We start from the raw sequence: 17671 nt of genomic DNA, 5'->3' as shown, positions 1-17671 counted from the left end.
CGTGATTCAGCAGCGCCCGTGAACGCCAATGGCCGGCCGCCCCAACCGCAGCGCCTCCCTTCTGACCGCTCCGCTCCGCGCGGTCGAACCCGATCCGGCTTCCGTCAGCCTGGACAAGGTGAAGGCGATTCTGGCTCCGCTGGACCGGGCGCAGAAATCCAAGCTGTTCGAGCTGGTGCAGGCCGGGCATCTGGAAGACGATCAGATGACGGTGGAGGTCGGCCGGCTGATCGTCGCCATGCTGAACGGCCCGCGCACCGAACATGCGCGCCGCATCTGGACCGGCTGGTTCGATCCGGTGATGCTGCGCACCGACCAGCTGATGCTGGCGGAAAGCCGGCCGCCCGGCTGCATGCATGTGGTCGACGCCAGTGCCTGGTGGTTCGCCCTGCTGCCGCATCTGCGCGAACTGGCCGGACGGGTGCAGTCCGACATCGCCGCCCGTGCCAGCGAACATCCGCTGGACAGGGTCCTCGCCTCCACCGCCGCAGCGGACTGGGCGGAGGAGCTTCGCGTCCGCTCGCTGGCCGTCCTGCGCCAGCGCGGCGTGGCCGGGCCGCTGCTGGCGACCGCCAACGCCGAACGGCTGACGCTGCTGCGCAAGCGCGGGCTGGCCGGCGTGGCGCCGCTGTCGATGGGCGATCTGGCGATGCTGGACTCCATGCTGGAACATGCGCCGCTATGGAAGGGGATGGTCCGTCCGCGCGACACCATCGGCATCCTGCACGCCGTGTCAGAGATGGCGGAGCACGGCTCGGCCGACGGCGCGATGCACTATGCGCTCTCCCTGATCAACGGGTCGCGCGATCCCGATCAGGCGCTGGCCCTCCATGGCATGTCCCCCAGCCCGGCATTGGTGGAGGCGGCGGTCGGGCATGTGCAGTTCGCCTGGCAATGCCTGCGCCAGAAGCTGGAGGATCTGCATCTCAGCCGCCCTGCCCCGCCGCAGCTGACGGCGGGCGAGACGGTGGACCGCCTGCAGGAGCGTGCCTTCCGCTGGTACGACGCGTTGCAGGGCTTCGGCGTCGAGCGCGGCGGCCGCAACTGGGCGGCGGTCTCGGCCGCCGTCGGCCGGGTGACCGGGCTGGTCGAGGGAGAGGTGGTGCCGGTGCTGAGCCACCGGCTGCTGACGCTGAACGCCAGCACCTCCGCCCGGCCGCTGATCGACCCGGTGCGCTTCATCAACGGCTTCAACCACCGGCTGCGCCGCCGCGGCATCGCCGCCTCGACCAACCCCTGGCTGACGGCAATCGGGGAGCATCTGGCCGCCCTGTTCCGGCAGATCGGCGCCTACGGCCGGGAAGACGCGCTGTCCGCAATGGCGGACCTGTGCGAACTGGCGGAGGAGGCCGGCTACCCCATCGAGGTGACGGCCATCGACAAGACCCTGCTTGGCATCGCCGAGCGGGCCTTGCGCGACGGCCGTGAGATGAATGCCGGGGAAAGCAGGCTGATCGAGCGCGTCGTGACCGTCGCGACCGAGGAGCGCCGCCGCTGCCGCTGGTGGGTGTCGGGCGAACTCGTCAGCCTGCTGGACGCCGCCCAGCAGCGCGGCATCGGCCCGACGCCGCAATAGCCCCCACCCTTTACCGGATCAGGACGACAGCTTGATCCCCGACTTCATGGTCGCCAGCGCCAGTTGGGTGCGGTTGCGAACGCCCAGCCGCTGCATCACGGTGCGCAGATGGACCTTGATGGTGCCCTCCAGCACGCCCAGCGCACGGGCGATCTCCTTGTTCGACTGGCCTTCCAGAAGCAGGCGAAGCACCTCGCGCTGACGGTCGGTCAGGCTGTTGACGGCATCGCCTTCGGTGCGGACCGGCGTAGCGGAGGCCGGCAGCGGAATGCGGATCGGCGTGCCGCCGCGCACGGCCGGCGGCGCCGGGGCGAAGATGCCTCCTTCCAGCACGATGGGCAGAGCCTGGTCGAGCACCGTGCCGTCGCATCCCTTGTGGACGAAGCCGCGGGCACCGGCGCGGATGCAGGAGGCGATGACGTTGCCGTCGGTCACCCCCGAAACCACGATCACCGGCACATCGCCGGCCGCCTCCAGCATCTCGGCCAAACCGCTGTGCTCGTCAGCGTCGCCCATCTGAAGATCGTAGAGGATGGCGGTGAGACCCGGTTCAGAGTGCGCCTTGCGCGTGGCATCGGCCAGCGATCCCGCCTCGACGATCGCGACGTCCTCATAGCGCTGCTGCAAGGCCAGCGACAGGCCGTAGCGGACCAGGGCATGGTCGTCGACGATCAGGAACTTGAGGGGAGCGCCGGACAAGCCCCGGCGGTCGGACGCCTGATCCAACTTTGCTGAGTCATGAGCGTGCTGCACGTGATGATCCACGTTTGTTCCCCTTTACTCGTGCAAAAGTGCCACTTGGCCATAGAGACGCAGGGCCATGATGCGACTTTGGACCGGTTTGGCCTTGGGATGAACCGTTCCATCGGCACGTAGACGGCGCATGGGGATAACCGTCCTCCAAACCGAAGGTGGCAAGCCACACCATCAACGGCGGCGCTTGCGCCTTTTACGTTCGGCCAGCGGAACCGTCACCGAGAAGACCGATCCACGGTTCGGCCAGGAGCGCAACTGAACCTGATGACCGAGCCGGCCGGCGAGCCGCGAGACGATCGCCAGCCCCAGCCCGACGCCGTGTTTCTGATCATGGCTCGGATTGTCGAGCTGCCGGAACTCCTCGAATATGGCCTGCTGGCTGTGCTCGGGGATGCCGGGGCCGGTGTCCCACACCTCGATGCGCAGGCAATCGCCGCAGCGGCGGCAGCCCAGCAGGATTTTGCCGGACACGGTGTATTTCAGCGCGTTGGCGACGAGGTTCCGCAGGATGCGCTCCAGCAGCTGGGGGTCGCTGACCACCATCGCGGTGCTGGGAACGGCGCGGAAGCGCAGGCCGCGCATTTCGGCCTGCGGCATGAATTCGCCATGGATGATTTCCAGCATCAGGGCGACCGGCAATGTCTCGACCACCGGCTCTATCGCTCCGGCGTCCAGCCTCGCAGTGTCCAGCATGCCGTCCAGCAAGGTGCGGATCGACAGGTGTGCCGCCAGCAGCCCGCCCATGATCGGCCGCTCCGCCTCGCCCAGGCGGTTGCGCAGGACATCGAGGAACAGCCCCATCGACATCACCGGCTGGCGCAGGTCGTGGCTGGCCGATGCCAGGAGCTGCAGCTTGTCGGCATCGGCGGCCTGGAGGCGACGGAGTTCCTCGTTGACCTGGGCAAGCTGGATGTTGGAGTCCTCCATCTGCTCCAGCGTGGCGCGAAGTTCCTCGTCCATCGCTCGCAGCTCTTCCAGCGAGGCGTTCAGTTCGGAATCCGAGCGCTCGAAATCCCTGCCGCGGCGGTCCAGCGCAGTCTCGCGGATGGCCAACCTTTCCTGGATCGCATCCAGCTGAGACAGGGACTCGCGGTAGCGCTCCGTCACGATCGCCATTTCACGATGCTGACGGTCGATCAACTCATCGGCGTCGCTTTGACGCCGCTCCAGATCCTCGATCAGCGTCTGCGCCTGCTCCAGCTCGGCCGACAGGCGCATCAGCGCGTCGGGAGTGCGGTCTTCCTTCAGGGCCTGGGCCACGCAGATGAAATGCTCGGTTTCGCCGCGCACCCCAACCAGCGGCGTGATGACGAGGCTGCACAGATAGTCGCTGCCGTCCTTGCGGCGGTTGACAAGGGAAACGCGGGCCGCACCGCTTTGCCGCAGGTCACGCCGGATGGTCGCGGACACGGCGGGATCGGTGCGGCGGCATTGCAGGAAGCGTGGGGAACGGCCGATGGCCTCGTCCGCCCGATAGCCGGTCAGGGTGGTGAAGGCCCGGTTGACATAGAGGATAATCGGTCCCGGCGCATCGAGATTGCAGTCAGTAACGATGACGGCATGGTCTATGTGGTCCCAAAGGGGCTGCACGATCAGCGGCCTAGCCTTCACGCCAGTGGTCGCGACCCGCTCCGCTCCCTTGTATCCGTGCGCATCCGACATCCTGTGCAGCCCCTGCCAGCGCCACCAATGAGCAACTTTGCATCGAGTCGTTCAGACAAACCAGCCGTAGGTTCATTATCTAAACTGTCACAGTCAGCCGCAGTTCCACCCTATTCCTTTAGGCCAGTTGATATGAGCCGGATCGAATACAGGCGGGGTGGCCAGCATCGGCCACCCTGACCACAACCGGACCTTTCGCGACCTCCACGCGCCGCCATCGTTTAAATCGGCCTGACGATCAATTGCTGGCCGCCTCCGCGCGGCTGTCATCGAGGCCGATCCGCTGCCGCTCGGTCACGTCATGGGCCAGGGCGACGAGGATCGGCGGCTGTTCCTCACCGAAATACTGCATGCAAAGCTCAACCGGGCGGACCGATTGGTCGGGACGCTCGATGGTGGTTTCAAGGACGATCTCCGCCTTTTCCCCGGACAGCAGCGGCCCGACCAGCCGGCTGAAGGCGGCCGCGTCGATGTCCGGCATCAGGTCGTGCAGCGCGATCTGGCGCAGCGCATCCAGCGAATAGCCCAGCTTTTCCTCCGCTCCCTTGTTGACCAGCTGAAAATTGAAATTGGCGGCGTCGAGGAAATAGACCTCGTTCAGGGACTGGCCGATGATGCGCCCCAGATACTCGACGAAGGCGTCGGACCGCGCCCGTTCCGTCACGTCCTCGATGATCAGCACGGCCCCACGGGCTGCCCGGTTGTCGTAGAGCAGAGGCGACAGGCGGATGCGGCAGGCGATGCGCCGGCCGCGGCGGTCCATCGCCTCCATCTCCACAGGGTCGGCCGGGACCTGCGTCGTCAGGATGTCGTGGAGCGGGCGGCGCAGCCGCTGAACCGGCAGGCCGATGTCCAGATCCAGGAACAGCTCTCCGGCCACCTCCTCGTTGCGCAGGCCCCAGACATTCTCGCTCCAGCGGTTCCAGGACTGGACGGTGAGGTTGTCGTCCAGAACGATGATGCCGACGTCGATGCTGCGCAGGATCGATTCGGAATAGCGGCGATACTCGCCCGCCTCCTCGCTCTGCCGGCGCATCTCCTCGTTGGCGACCTCCAGCTCTTCGTTGGTGGAGCGCAGCTCCTCGTTCATCGTCTCCAGTTCCTCGTTGGTGGACTGGAGTTCCTCGTTGGTCGTTTCCAGCTCTTCGTTGGTGGACTGGAGTTCCTCATTGGTCGTCTCCAGCTCCTCGTTGGAGGATTGGAGTTCCTCGATGGTCGTCTCCAGGCTTTCCTGTGCCGCCTCGATCTCCTGCTGCAAAAGGAAGATGCGGCTGGTGTCGAAGAAGCTGAGCAGAGTGGCGAAGGCCTTGCCGTCGCGGCTGTGGAGCGGCGCCACCTCGATGGTCAGGCGGACCGGCTCGGCCTCCGGCCGGGTGAAGGGCTGGTGTTCGATGCGGACCATGCGGCCGGAGGTTCGCACCTCCTCGATCCGGCTGCGCAGCTCGGTCGGACGGTAGGAGATGGTCAGGTCGTGGAACGGGCGGCCGATGTCGGTTTCCTCGACGTCGAACAGGCGGCGGGCATGGGTGTTGGCGAAGACCAGCACCCCTTCGGCGTTCACCGCCAGATAGCCGGTGGAGCTGCTGTCGACGATGCTCTCCAGCAGCCGCATCTGCTGGTTGACGCGGGGGCCGCCGGCGTCGTTGGCCAGCGACAGGCTTCCGCCGGCACTCCGCCGCCATTCCTGCGGCACCTTGGCGAAGATGCGGCTCTTCAGGTCGACCGGCTCGAACATGCGCGACCGGGCCAGCTGGGTTTCGGCCTTGCCCAGGAACAGGAAGCCGTCATTGACCAGGGCGTAATGCAGCCGCGGCAGGACGACGCCCTGGGTGTCGGCCTCCAGATAGATCAGCAGGTTGCGGCAGATCAGCAGGTCGATGCGGGAGATCGGCGCGTCGCTGACCACATTGTGGCGGCCGAAGATCACGCATTTGCGCAGGTCGCGCTGGAACACGTAATGATTGCCGATGCGCTCGAAATAGCGTTCCAGCAGCGGCTCCGGCACCGATTCCACGTCGCGCGGCGCATAGGTGGCGTGGCGCGCGGTGTTCAGCGCCGCATCGTCCAGATCGGTGGCGTAGATCTTGACGCGGCGGCAGAAGTCCACAGTCCCCAGCACCTCCGCGAACATCATCGCCAGCGAATAGGGCTCCTCGCCCGAGGCACAGCCGACGCTCCAGATGCGGATCGCCCCCTTGTCGCCCTTGCGCTCCAGGATGCGGGGAACGACCTCCCGCCGCAGAACCTCCCACGACTCGGTGTCGCGGAAGAAGGAGGTGACGTTGATGAGGACGGTGTTCAGAAGATCGACGAATTCCTGCGGGTGGACTTCCAGAAAGGCGTGGTAGGCAGCGAAGCTGTCGCAGCCGACCTCCTCCATCCGCCGGCGGATGCGCCGCTCCAGGCTCGTGCGTTTGTAACCGCGGAAATCGATGCCGCGGCTTTCCTGGATGTGACGGATCAGATTGTTGAAATCGCTGTCGGGATCGTCGGTCTTCTTGGTCATCAGTCTGCGTCATGACGGTGTCGGGACAAGCATAATCGCCTGCCCGCCCCCGGCTCAAGCGACGTGGAGACCTACGCCCTTCCCGGGAACTGCTGCAAGCAACAGGTGAATTATTCAGCCAATCGTGAAACGCCGCGGATGCGGACCTGTTCTGGTTTCATGGAGAATCGCGACATCATCGCCATCGGTGCGTCGGCCGGCGGGTTGACCGCTCTCACCCGCCTGTTCGGCGCGATGCCGAAAGGATGGGCGCCGACTGTGTTCGTTGTCCTCCACATCACGCCCAATGCCACCAGCGTCCTGCCGCAGTTGCTGGAACGGATCGGCTGGCTGCCGGCCTTCCATCCCGTGGATGGCGAACCGATCCGCCCCAGTCACATCCATGTGGCGCCGCCCGACCACCATCTGCTGGTCCACCGCGACCGGGTGCTGGTCCGCCGCGGCCCGCGGGAGAACCGGACCCGGCCGGCGGTGGACCCGCTGTTCCGCTCGGCCGGGGTCGCCTTCGGCAGCCGTGTCGTCGGCGTCGTGCTGTCGGGCACCCTGGATGACGGCACGTCCGGCCTGCGGGCGATCCGCCGCTGCGGCGGCATCGGCGTCGTCCAGGATCCGGACGATGCCGAATGGCCGGGCATGCCGCAAAGCGCCATCGACAACGGTGAGGCCGATCACGTCCTGCCGCTCGCCCATATGCCGGCCCTGCTGTACCGGCTGGCCGCCGAACCGGCCCCATCTGGCCCACCCGTGCCGCTCGATGTCGCCACGGAGGCGCGGATCGCCGAGCAGGAGTTCACAGCCGTGTCAGAAGACACCAACGCGGTCGGCAAGCCGACCACCCTGTCCTGTCCGGAATGCGGCGGCGGCCTGAGCGAGATCCATGACGGACCGGTGCTGCGCTTCCGCTGCCATGTCGGCCATGCCTACAGCCCCGACAGCATGGAGGCGGCGCAGGCCGAAGCGATGGAAACGGCCCTTTGGGTCGCCCTGCGGACCCACGAGGAACGGGTGGAGCTGTTCCAGCGCCTGGGCGACTATGCCCGCGAACGCGGCCAGGACCTGATCGCCGCCAATTGGGACAGCCAGAAGCAGGAGGCACGCAAGAACGCCGAACTGCTGCGCGCAGTGCTGTCCAAGCCGGATGTCCGGAACACCAGTTCCCAGAAGAAGCGCTGACCGGTTCGGGGAACCCGAAGCCGTCCGCCGGGTTGGATCCTTGTCGGAACCGACGTTCCGGTCCCAGGAGCCTGCCCCCGAAATGTCGCAAGACCACTCCCCAGAGTATCGCCCCATGAGCATCGACGGCCTGTCGGACGACAAGGACACCCCGCATTACGACGGTCCGGCCGGAGGCTGGGGGTCGGTCGGGTCGATGGCCCGCATCATGGGGGAGGAACGGCCGACCCCCGCCGTGCTCGACACGCTGCGCCGGCAGAACAAGCCCGGCGGCTTCATGTGCGTGTCCTGCGCCTGGGCCAAGCCGGCCAAGCCCCGCGCCTTCGAGTTCTGCGAGAACGGCGCCAAGGCGACGATCTGGGAACTGACCAGCCGGCGCTGCACTCCCGACTTCTTCGCCCAGCACACGGTCACGGAGCTGAAGGGCTGGAAGGATTACGATCTGGAGCAGCAGGGGCGGCTGACCCACCCCATGCGCTATGACCGGACCAGCGACCGATATGTGCCCTGCGGCTGGGACGAGGCCTTCGCCGCCATCGGGGCGGAGTTGCGCGCCATCGACCCGGAGCAGGCAGTGTTCTACGCCTCGGGCCGCGCCAGCCTGGAGACCTCCTATCTCTACGCGCTGTTCGCGCGGCTCTACGGGCACAACAATCTGCCCGACAGCTCCAACATGTGCCACGAGACGACCTCGGTCGGGCTGAAGACGGTGATCGGCTCGCCGGTCGGCACCTGCGTGCTCGACGATTTCGAGAGCTGCAACGCCATCTTCTTCTTCGGCCAGAACACCGGGTCGAACAGCCCCCGCCTGCTCCACCCGTTGCAGGACGCGGTGAAGCGCGGCGCGAAGATCGTCACCTTCAACCCCGTGCGGGAAAAGGGTCTGGAGAGCTTCCGCAACCCGCAGAGCCCGCTGGAGATGCTGACGGGCAAGGACACCCAAATCTCCACCCTCTATTTCCAGGTCAAGACCGGCGGCGACATCGCCGCGATCACCGGCCTGATCAAGCATGTGCTGGCCGCCGAGAAGGAGCGGAAGGCGGGCGGCAAGCATGTCCTCGACCACGACTTCATCGCCCAGCACACGGCCGGATTCGAGGAGATGAAGGCGCGGGTCGACGCCATCGGCTGGGAGGAGATCGAGGAGGAGTCCGGCCTGACCCGCGCCGACCTGAAGCAGGCCGCCGACATCTACATCGAGGCGGAACGCTCCATCGCCATGTACGGCATGGGCCTGACCCAGCAGGTGCACGGCTCGGAGACGCTGGGGGCTCTGGTCAATCTGTGGCTGCTGAAGGGCAACATCGGCCGCGACGGCGCCGGCATTTCGCCGGTGCGCGGCCATTCCAACGTGCAGGGCCAGCGCACCGTCGGCATCTCCGAAAAGCCGGAGCTGGTGCCGCTCGACCGGCTGGCCGACCAGTACGGCTTCGAGCCGCCGCGCAAGGAGGGGCTGAACACCGTCAGGGCCTGCGAGAAGATCCTGTCGGGCGAGGTGAAGGCCTTCATCGGGCTCGGCGGCAACTTCGTCCGCGCCATCCCCGAGCGCGAGCGGATGGAGGCGGCCTGGTCGCGCCTGCGCCTGACCGTGCAGATCGCGACCAGGCTGAACCGCAGCCACCTGATCAACGGCGAGGTCGCCTATCTGCTGCCCTGCCTGGGCCGGGCGGAGGAGGATGTGCAGGAGAGCGGCGCGCAGGCGGTGACGATGGAGGACAGCCTGAGCTGCATCCACGGCTCGCTCGGCAACAACACGCCGGCCAGCCCGCATCTGAAATCGGAGGTCGCCATCGTCGCCGGCATGGCGAAGGCGACCCTGCCGCCCAATCCGAAGGTGACCTGGGACGCGTGGGTGGCCGATTACCGCCGCATCCGTGCCCAGATCGAGGCGACCTATCCCGACCAGTTCCACCATTTCAACGAGCGGGTCTTCACCCCCGGCGGCTTCTACCGCGGCAACCCTGCGCGCGAGCGGATCTGGAAGACGGAGTCCGGCAAGGCCCACTTCACCCCGCCGGGCCGTCTGCGCGCCATCGGCTTCGAGGATGCGCCGGGCCGCTGGCGGCTGATGACGATGCGGTCGAACGACCAGTTCAACACGACGATCTACGGCTACTCCGACCGCCTGCGCGGCATCGAGGGCACCCGCGACGTGCTGCTGATGAACCCGCAGGATATCGCCGCCGCCGGCCTGCGCGAGGGTCAGGTGGTGGCGCTGGCGAGCGACGCCGGCGACGACGTCGACCGCCGGGTGGGAGGGCTGACGGTGACGCCCTTCCAGCTGCCGCGCGGCTGCGTCGGGGCGTACTACCCGGAGATGAACCCGCTGATTCCGCTGTGGTATCACGACGAGGCGTCGAAGACGCCCGCCGCGAAGGGGGTGCCGGTACGGATCGTGGCGTAGGAAAAAACTGCAATCCCCTCTCCCCGGGGAGGGAGAGGGGGGTTCTCGCCCCCCTCAGTGCGCCTCTTCCCAGTTATCCCCGATCCCGGCTTCCGCCACCAGCGGCACGCCGAGCGTCGCCGCACCCTCCATCACCTCGCGCACAATGCGCGCGGCGTCCTCGGCTTCCGCTTCCGGCACCTCGAACAGCAGTTCGTCGTGCACCTGCAGCAGCATCCGTGCGTTGCTGCCGGCGGCGGCGAGCGCGCCCGGCATGCGGTTCATCGCCCGCTTCATGATGTCGGCGGCGGTGCCCTGGATCGGGGCGTTGATCGCCTGACGCTCGGCGAAGGCGCGGCGGGCGGCGTTCTTCTCCTGGATGCCCGGCATGTAGCAGCGGCGGCCGAACAGCGTCGCCACATAGCCGTGCTGGCGGGCGAAGGCCTTGGTCGCCTCCATCCACACCTTCAGCTCGTGGAAGCGCTCCAGATAGGTCTTGATGAAGGCGTTGGCCTCGCCCGGCGCGATGCCGAGCTGGCGGCCCAGCCCGAAGCCGGAGATGCCGTAGATGATGCCGAAATTGATCGCCTTGGCCTTGCGGCGGATGTCCGGCGTCATCTGCTCCAGCGGAATGCCGAAGACCTGGGCGGCGGTGGCGGCGTGAATGTCCAGCCCGTCGCGGAAGGCGTCCTTCAACGCCTGGATGTTCGCCATCTCCGCCACCAGACGCAGCTCGATCTGCGAGTAATCGACGCTCAGCAGCTTGTAACCGGGGGACGCGACGAAGGCGCGGCGGATCTTCTTGCCCTCCTCCGTCCGCACCGGGATGTTCTGCAGGTTGGGATCGGTCGAGGACAGGCGGCCGGTGTTGGTCGCCGCCAGGGCGAAGGCGGTGTGGACGCGGCCAGTGACCGGCGAGATCTTCTCCTGCAACGCGTCGGTGTAGGTGCTCTTCAGCTTGGCGAGCTGGCGCCAGTCGAGCACGCGCTGGGCGATGGTGTGGCCCTGTTCCGCCAGCTCCTCCAGCACGCTGCTGTCGGTGGAATAGGCGCCGGTCTTGCCCTTCTTGCCGGTGCCGAGCTTGAGAGTGTCGAACAGGATTTCGCCCAGCTGCTTGGGCGAGCCGATGTTGAACGTCTGGCCGGCCAAGGCATGAACGTCCTTCTCGATCTCGGCGAGGCGGAGCGACAGGCTCTGCGACAGGTCGGACAGCGCCTTCTTGTCGATGTGGACGCCGGCCCGCTCCATGTCCGCCACCACCGGGACCAGCGGGCGGTCCAGCGTCTCGTAGACGGTGACCATGCGGTCGTCGACCAGCCGCGGCTTCAGCAGCGTCCACAGCCGCAGCGTGATGTCGGCGTCCTCGGCGGCATAGGCCAGCGCCTTGTCCAGCGGCACGCGGTCGAAGGTGATCTGGTTCTTGCCGGTGCCGCAGACCTCCTTGAAGGGGATCGGCGTGTAGGCGAGGTGCAGCTCCGCCAGCTCGTCCATGCCGTGGCCGTGCGACCCGCCCTCCAGCACGTAGGAGATCAGCATGCTGTCGTCGACCGGCGACACTTTGATGCCGTTGCGGGCGAACAGCTGGTGGTCGAACTTGAAGTTGTGGCCGATCTTCAGGACCGACCGGTCCTCCAGCACGTCCTTCAGGATCGCCATCGCCTCGTCGGTCGCGATCTGACTGGGCGGCGTCGGGGCTTCGAAATCGAGTTGGCCGGCGGCGGCGGCCCCTTCCGCCTTGTGGGCGAGCGGGATGTAGCAGGCGATGCCCGGCTCGGTCGACAGCGAGACGCCGACCAGCGTGGCGGTGGCTGGCGTCAGGCTGTCGGTCTCGGTATCGACCGCCAGCACGCCGGTCTCGCGCGCCCGCTCGACCCAGCGGCGCAGCGCGTCGGCCTCCTGCACCAGCTCGTAGCGCACCTCCGGGACGTTCAGCACCGTCCTGCGGGCCGGGCGGTCCTCCGTGGCCGGGCTTTCCGCCGTCGCCGGGGACTTCGCCGCGGGGCTGGGCATGGAGCCGGGAGCCGGGAGCGAGCCGCCGGCCCCGTCGGCGATGCGGCCGTCCTTCTGCATCTCCATCTCGACGCGGGAGACGATGCTGCGGAAGCCCTGGGCGCGCAGGAAGTCGATCAGCCGCTGGTGATCGGGCTCGCGCACCCGCAGCTCGTCCAGCGGCTTGGGCGGCGGCACCTGATCGTCGAGCAGGACCAGACGGCGGGAGACGCGGGCCAGATCGGCGAACTCGACCAGCTTCTGGCGGCGGGCCGGCTGCTTGATCTTCTCGGCATTGGCGAGCAGGGCTTCCAGGTCGCCGTATTCGGTGATCAGCTGGGCGGCGGTCTTCACGCCGATGCCGGGCACGCCGGGGACGTTGTCGACGCTGTCACCGGCCAGCGCCTGTACGTCCACCACCTTCTCCGGCGGGACGCCGAACTTCTCGAACACCTCGTCGGGGCCGATGGACTTGTTCTTCATCGGGTCGAACATGCCGACGCCGGGGCGGACCAGCTGCATCAGGTCCTTGTCCGACGACACGATGGTGACCGGCCGGCCGGCCTCCTGCGCCAGACGGGCGTAGGTGGCGATCAGGTCGTCGGCCTCATAGCCCTCAAGCTCCAGGCAGGGCAGGCAGAAGGCCTCCGTCGCCTCGCGGATCAGCGCGAACTGCGGCTTCAGCTCCTCCGGCGGCTCCGGGCGGTGGGCCTTGTAGTCGGGGTAGAATTCGTTGCGGAAATTCAGGCGCTTGCTGTCGAAGACCACCGCCACGGCCTCCGCCTTGGCGTCGGCCAGCAGCTTCAGCAGCATGTTGGAGAAGCCCAGCACCGCGTTGACCGGCGTGCCGTCCGGTCGCGTCAGCATCGGCAGCGCATGGAAGGCGCGGAAGATGAAGCCCGAGCCGTCGACCAGATACAGGCCGCTGCCGTCGCTGCCCGAATTGGCGCCGCCCGAAGCGGGGCTGCCGGTCGCGGGGGTATTCTCGGAGGCGGCGGTGGCATCTGTCATGGTGGTCTCTCGTCCCTTCCTTGCGGGCGCTACCATCGCCGAAGGAGGGCCGGGAGTCGAGTGCCGAGACCGGGGTGGAGACCCGCCGCCAACGCCCCTTGCCGCCGGCAGCGCGCCCTCAGTCGGCGCTGTCCTCCACCGCGCTGGTCACCACCGGGCCGACGAAGGCATAGCCGACGCCATGCACCGCCTGGACCGGCAGGGCGCAGCCGCTGCGCTCCTCCACCTTGATGCGCAGGCGGCGGACCAGGGAATCGATGGAGCGGCTGTAGGGGTCCCAATCGCGGCCGGTCAGGGTGACGGAAATGTCCTGGCGGCTGACCGCCTCGCCGGGGGCGGCGACCAGCAGCGAAAGAAACTTGTACTCCGTCGCGGTCAGCGGCACGGCGGAACCGGTCGGCGGCTGGATGCGCCATTCGATGTCGTCGAACACCCAGACCTTGCGCGAGTCCGCAGGGGCAAGGGCAGGCGCCGGACCGGGCAACGACACCCCGATCCCCGCCGGTTGCTCCGTGGCCGATTGCGGTGCGGCGCCCTTCTGCATCCGGCGCATCAGCGCCTTGATCTGCGCCTCCACCTCGCGGAAATCGACCGGCTTGACCAGATAGACGTCGGCGCCCAGCTCCAGCCCGATGACACGGTCGATCAGTCCGGATCGCGCCGTCAGCATGATGATGGCGGCCGAAGAGCTGGCGCGGACGCGGCGGGCGACCGAGAATCCATCCTCGTCCGGCAGATTGATGTCGAGCACGATCACATCCGCCGGGCCTGCCTCCAGCAGGCGGTCCAGCTCCGCGCCGCGCGACGCACCCCCCACCTCGAACCCGCAGCGGTCGAGATATTCGACAAGATCGTCACGAAGGTCGGCTTCGTCCTCGACCACAATGATCCGGGCCACGACGCCTCACGCCCCCATTCACATTCATATGAAGTTATATTAAACGCCCGAAGCGGTTACGCAAACCATATCGGACGGATGGGATAAACCCCGGTTCCGCAAATCCGGTTCCGCGACCTCACCTTTGGGACAGGTAGCGGTCGCCGACCGTCGCGGAATAGCGGCCGACCCAGTCGCGGTCGATGGCGTCGAGGCGCCCCTTCGCCTTCATCTCCGCAAGGCAGCGGTCGAAGTCGGCGCGCAGCTGTTCGTCGCGGAACACCATGCTGTAGGCGGTGGGCGGGAAGATGGCGGTGAACTGCACCGGCTGGGCCGGGTCGAAGGGCAGGCCGCCGGCCGCCTTGGCCTTTTCCTGAAGCTGGCGGTTGTATTCGGCAAAGATCAGGCCGTCGGCCAGAACCGCGTCGACCCGACCGGCGAACAGCAGGTTGGAATGCACCATCTGGTCGGCGCGCTCCCGGAAATCGCCGAAGCTGGGGATGGCGGCGCGCAGCCCCGGCAACACGTCCGGCGCGCCGGAAAAGGTGATCACGCGCTTGCCCGCCAGATCGGCCAGCGACTGCACGGTCAAACCGCTGCTTTTCAGCACGGAGGCGCCGTTCTGGTAGAGGATGTAGGGGGCGGAGCGGGCTCCCGGCATCTCCATGCCCGCCGGGACGGTGGAGACGGCGTCGATCTGCCCTCCCGTTTGCCCGCCGGCCTGCGCGCTTCCCTGGACGCTGTCGCGGTAGTCGTTCCAGTGGCGGCCGAAGGGGACAACCTTGAAATGCGCCTCATGCCCGCAGGCGGCCAGCGTCTCCGCGATGATGCTGGCCTCGCGCCCGGTGCCGTCGGCGCTCATCATCGGCGGCAGTTCCGGCGCCAGCACGGTCACCGGGCGCGCAGCGGCGGGCAGCGCCGTCGCGGCCAATGCGGCAAGAACGGCCCCGCCGACGGCGGCAAGTCTGGCTGGAACGGTCCGCGGGACAACGAATGCACGAACACCAAACGCCATCCTTCGCTCTCCCCCAGAAGACAGCTCCAGCCGCCGGCTCTTGCCACAAGCAACAGTATCCGAGGGTAGCACGGCCGGCGACGCGGGCGTCTACGGGAAAAACCGCTTTCCCCCAAAGGCTTCAGCCGGGCGGCCAGGCCGTTGTTACACTTCGTCGCAATTGGATGGAAATGGTCTCCGCCGGTTTCCGATTGTTCCCATTTTCCCGGATGTCCCGACACTGCATGAAGCCGGTGCCGAATGTTATTTCAGGACTGATTGATCCCGTCGTGCTAAGGGTAACCTTATCCGCCACATGCATCATGTCCGCCGGCCGGTTCGATGACTGTCGGCATGCTGCACGCGAGGGTGGATTTACTGATGCGCCTGGGACTATCGCGGATCCGGCAACCGGGGCCGCGGCTGACTTGAAACCCGCCATGAACACGGATCGTCCGATCGGCCGGGTCAGGAGGATGTGGATGAGCGTCACGGGATGGGACGACACCGAATCCTATACGCTGCGCGGCGCCGGCCCCCAAGGGTCGGGCGACGAGGTGGTCCGTGCCGGCGGGTCGTCGCTGCTGACGCGCGTCATCCTGATGATCGTCGGCTGCACCCTGCTGGTCGGGCTGATCGCCATGGGCGTCTCCTCCGTCCTGGTCGGCCGGCAGCAGAGGGAGGCGCTGACCCACCGGGCGACCCTGGTCGGCACGCTCCAGGCCTCGGCCATGGGGCAGGCGGTGTGGGAGTTCGACACCCGCGCGGTGGAGGCGATGATCCGCGGCCTGTTGGCCGAGGACGCGGCGGTGCGCAGCGTGAAGGTGTGGGCGGCGTCCGGCGGCCGCGGCGGCCATGGCGAGCCGCTGGTGGCGCTGGAGCGTCCGGCCGGCCGGGCCGAGCTGACGACCGTCGAAAAGCAGATCGTCATGTCCGGAAGCAACGGCGAGCGTACGATGGTCGGCCTGCTGCGCATGACCTATTCGCTGGAGGAGGCGGAAAGCGCCACCATGACCGCGCTGGCGCCGATGGCCGGACTGGTCTTCTTCTCGCTGCTCGCCGTCATCGGCATGATCAGCATCCTGCTGAACCGGCTGGTGCTGGCGCCGCTCGCCCGGCTGACGCGCTCCGCCGGGGCCATCGCCGCCGGCGACTACCGCGTCCGCCTGCGCAACACCCGCGCCGACGAGATCGGGCAGCTGACCGTCGCCTTCAACCACATGGCGGAAACCGTCCACGGCTATACCGAGCGGCTGGAACAGCGCGTCGCCGAACGGACGGAGGAGCTGCGCCAGTCCAACGAGCAGCTGGCGGTCGTCAACCGGCAGGTGATGGACAGCATCCAGTATGCCAGCCTCCTGCAATCCGCCATCCTGCCCGACGAGCGGGAAATGGCACGGCACCTGGACGGCGTCTGCGTGCTTTGGCGCCCGCGCGACGTGGTGGGCGGCGATTTCCACATCTTCCGCGAGTTGGAGGACGGCCGTTTCCTGATCGGCGTCGCCGACTGTTCCGGCCATGGCGTGCCGGGGGCCTTCATGACGATGACGGTGTCGGCCGTCCTGGACCATGTGCTGTCGGAAACGCCGGACAGCGATCCGGCGACGATCCTGGGCGGGCTGAACCGCATGGTGCGCGCGGCACTGGCCCGCGGGCGCGACAACCCGCGCTTCGACAACGGCCTGGACATCGGGCTGTGCCTGGTGCGGCCGGACCGGGGCGACCTGCTGTTCGCCGGCGGGCGGATCGGCCTGCACATCGTCGACTCAGCTGCCGGCGGGACCGTCGATGAGGTGAAGGGCGATGCGCAGAGCCTGGGCTATCGCCGGTCCGACAGCGGCCACCGCTTCACCACCCACCGGGTGGAGCTGGCGCCCGGACGCAGCTTCTATTTGACCACCGACGGCTTCCTCGATCAGGCCGGCGGCACCCGCGGCTTCGGCTTCGGCAACCGCCGCTTCGCCGCGATGCTGCTTGAGCATGACGCGATCCCGATGACGGAGCGCCGGGCCGCCTTCGCGCAGGCCCTGGCCGAGCATCAGGGCGAGCGGGCACAGCGCGACGACATCACCCTGGTCGGCTTCACCGTTTCGCCTGCCGCCGCACCGGCCGCAACACTGGTGCTTGCGGCGGCATCCGCGCCCGACGCATCCTCATCCCACCCCGTTCACCCGTAAGGCAGGTCGTCAAGGTCCGATGAAAGGCAACGAACTCTTCAACCTTCAGGAGCTGCTGTCGCGGCAGAAGCTGCTGATCTGCTTCAGCGGCCCCTTCAGCCACAGCGTCATCGAAGAGCTGGGCAAGGCGGTCCGCAACCATCTGGAAAATGAGCGGATCGAAAAGTCGGCGATCATGGACGTCTTCTCCGTCTATGTGGAGCAGGCGCAGAATGTCCGCAACTACACGGCGTCGCGGGAAGCGCTGGGCCGGCCGATCCCGGCCAACAGCGGCATCGTGGTGATCGGCAAGGAGGATGACCATTACGTGGTCAGCTCCGGCAATCTGGTGGAGGCGGACGACGTCCCCGGCCTGTCGGCGATGCTGGAGAAGCTGCGCGGGCTGGACAAGGCCGGCCTGAAGGCGGTCTACAAGGAACAGTCGCGCAAGCCGCGCGAGGCGGGCGCCAGCGGCGCCGGTCTGGGCCTGATCGACATGGCGCGCAAGGCCACCCGGCCGCTGGAATATTCGTTGCGCGCGGTGGATGACACCTATTTCTTCTTCAGCCTTGAAGTGCAGCTATAAGA

11 protein-coding genes are annotated in these 17671 nt (G+C 67.4%); 5 read left to right on the top strand and 6 right to left on the bottom strand.

Annotation, left to right across the window (positions count from 1 at the left end; all coding sequences use genetic code 11):
- The first annotated feature begins 28 nt into the window (after positions 1-28).
- Positions 29-1576, top strand: coding sequence for a hypothetical protein (locus TSH64_RS31180; RefSeq protein WP_109451005.1), 1548 nt, complete (start codon positions 29-31; stop codon positions 1574-1576).
- An 18-nt stretch (positions 1577-1594) separates the two neighbouring features.
- Here the strand turns inward: TSH64_RS31180 and TSH64_RS31175 are convergent, their stop codons facing one another.
- The 3 genes from TSH64_RS31175 to TSH64_RS31165 form a co-directional block, all read right to left on the bottom strand.
- Entirely contained in the window at positions 1595-2302 is a 708-nt protein-coding gene (locus TSH64_RS31175) for a response regulator transcription factor (protein WP_109451003.1), read from the bottom strand.
- Between the two features lie 201 nt (positions 2303-2503).
- A complete protein-coding gene (locus TSH64_RS31170) occupies positions 2504-3994 on the bottom strand; it encodes an ATP-binding protein (protein WP_109451002.1) in 1491 nt (496 codons plus the stop codon).
- 238 nt (positions 3995-4232) lie between these two features.
- Positions 4233-6500 (bottom strand): CheR family methyltransferase, encoded by a 2268-nt coding sequence (locus tag TSH64_RS31165; RefSeq protein WP_109451000.1) that lies wholly within the window; start codon positions 6498-6500, stop codon positions 4233-4235.
- Positions 6501-6659: 159 nt separating this feature from the next.
- Between TSH64_RS31165 and TSH64_RS31160 the strand changes: the two genes are divergently transcribed.
- Together TSH64_RS31160 and TSH64_RS31155 are read left to right on the top strand one after the other, a co-directional pair.
- Positions 6660-7673 (top strand): chemotaxis protein CheB, encoded by a 1014-nt coding sequence (locus TSH64_RS31160; protein WP_109450998.1) that lies wholly within the window; start codon positions 6660-6662, stop codon positions 7671-7673.
- A gap of 115 nt (positions 7674-7788) precedes the next feature.
- Complete coding sequence (locus TSH64_RS31155; RefSeq protein ID WP_109450996.1) at positions 7789-10077, top strand: FdhF/YdeP family oxidoreductase; 2289 nt, start codon at positions 7789-7791, stop codon at positions 10075-10077.
- A 54-nt stretch (positions 10078-10131) separates the two neighbouring features.
- Here TSH64_RS31155 and polA read toward each other — a convergent pair whose 3' ends face one another.
- From polA to TSH64_RS31140, 3 genes are all read right to left on the bottom strand, one after another.
- A complete protein-coding gene (gene polA / locus TSH64_RS31150) occupies positions 10132-13056 on the bottom strand; it encodes a DNA polymerase I (protein ID WP_109450995.1) in 2925 nt (974 codons plus the stop codon).
- Positions 13057-13174: 118 nt separating this feature from the next.
- On the bottom strand, positions 13175-13954 hold the full coding sequence (locus TSH64_RS31145; RefSeq protein WP_109450993.1) for a response regulator transcription factor: 780 nt from the start codon (positions 13952-13954) through the stop codon (positions 13175-13177).
- 118 nt (positions 13955-14072) lie between these two features.
- On the bottom strand, positions 14073-14948 hold the full coding sequence (locus tag TSH64_RS31140) for a transporter substrate-binding domain-containing protein (protein WP_247873246.1): 876 nt from the start codon (positions 14946-14948) through the stop codon (positions 14073-14075).
- Between the two features lie 461 nt (positions 14949-15409).
- Between TSH64_RS31140 and TSH64_RS31135 the strand changes: the two genes are divergently transcribed.
- Positions 15410-17104 (top strand): SpoIIE family protein phosphatase, encoded by a 1695-nt coding sequence (locus TSH64_RS31135; RefSeq protein WP_247873245.1) that lies wholly within the window; start codon positions 15410-15412, stop codon positions 17102-17104.
- A 19-nt stretch (positions 17105-17123) separates the two neighbouring features.
- Positions 17124-17669: a SiaB family protein kinase gene (locus tag TSH64_RS31130; RefSeq protein ID WP_109047716.1), complete on the top strand. Its 546-nt coding sequence runs from the start codon at positions 17124-17126 to the stop codon at positions 17667-17669.
- Positions 17670-17671 lie beyond the last annotated feature (2 nt).

It is taken from the genome of Azospirillum sp. TSH64 (genome assembly GCF_003116035.1).
Classification (GTDB): Bacteria; Pseudomonadota; Alphaproteobacteria; order Azospirillales; family Azospirillaceae; genus Azospirillum.
The sequence above is the reverse complement of the archived record's forward strand: the minus strand, read 5'-3'. Positions and strand labels throughout refer to the sequence as shown.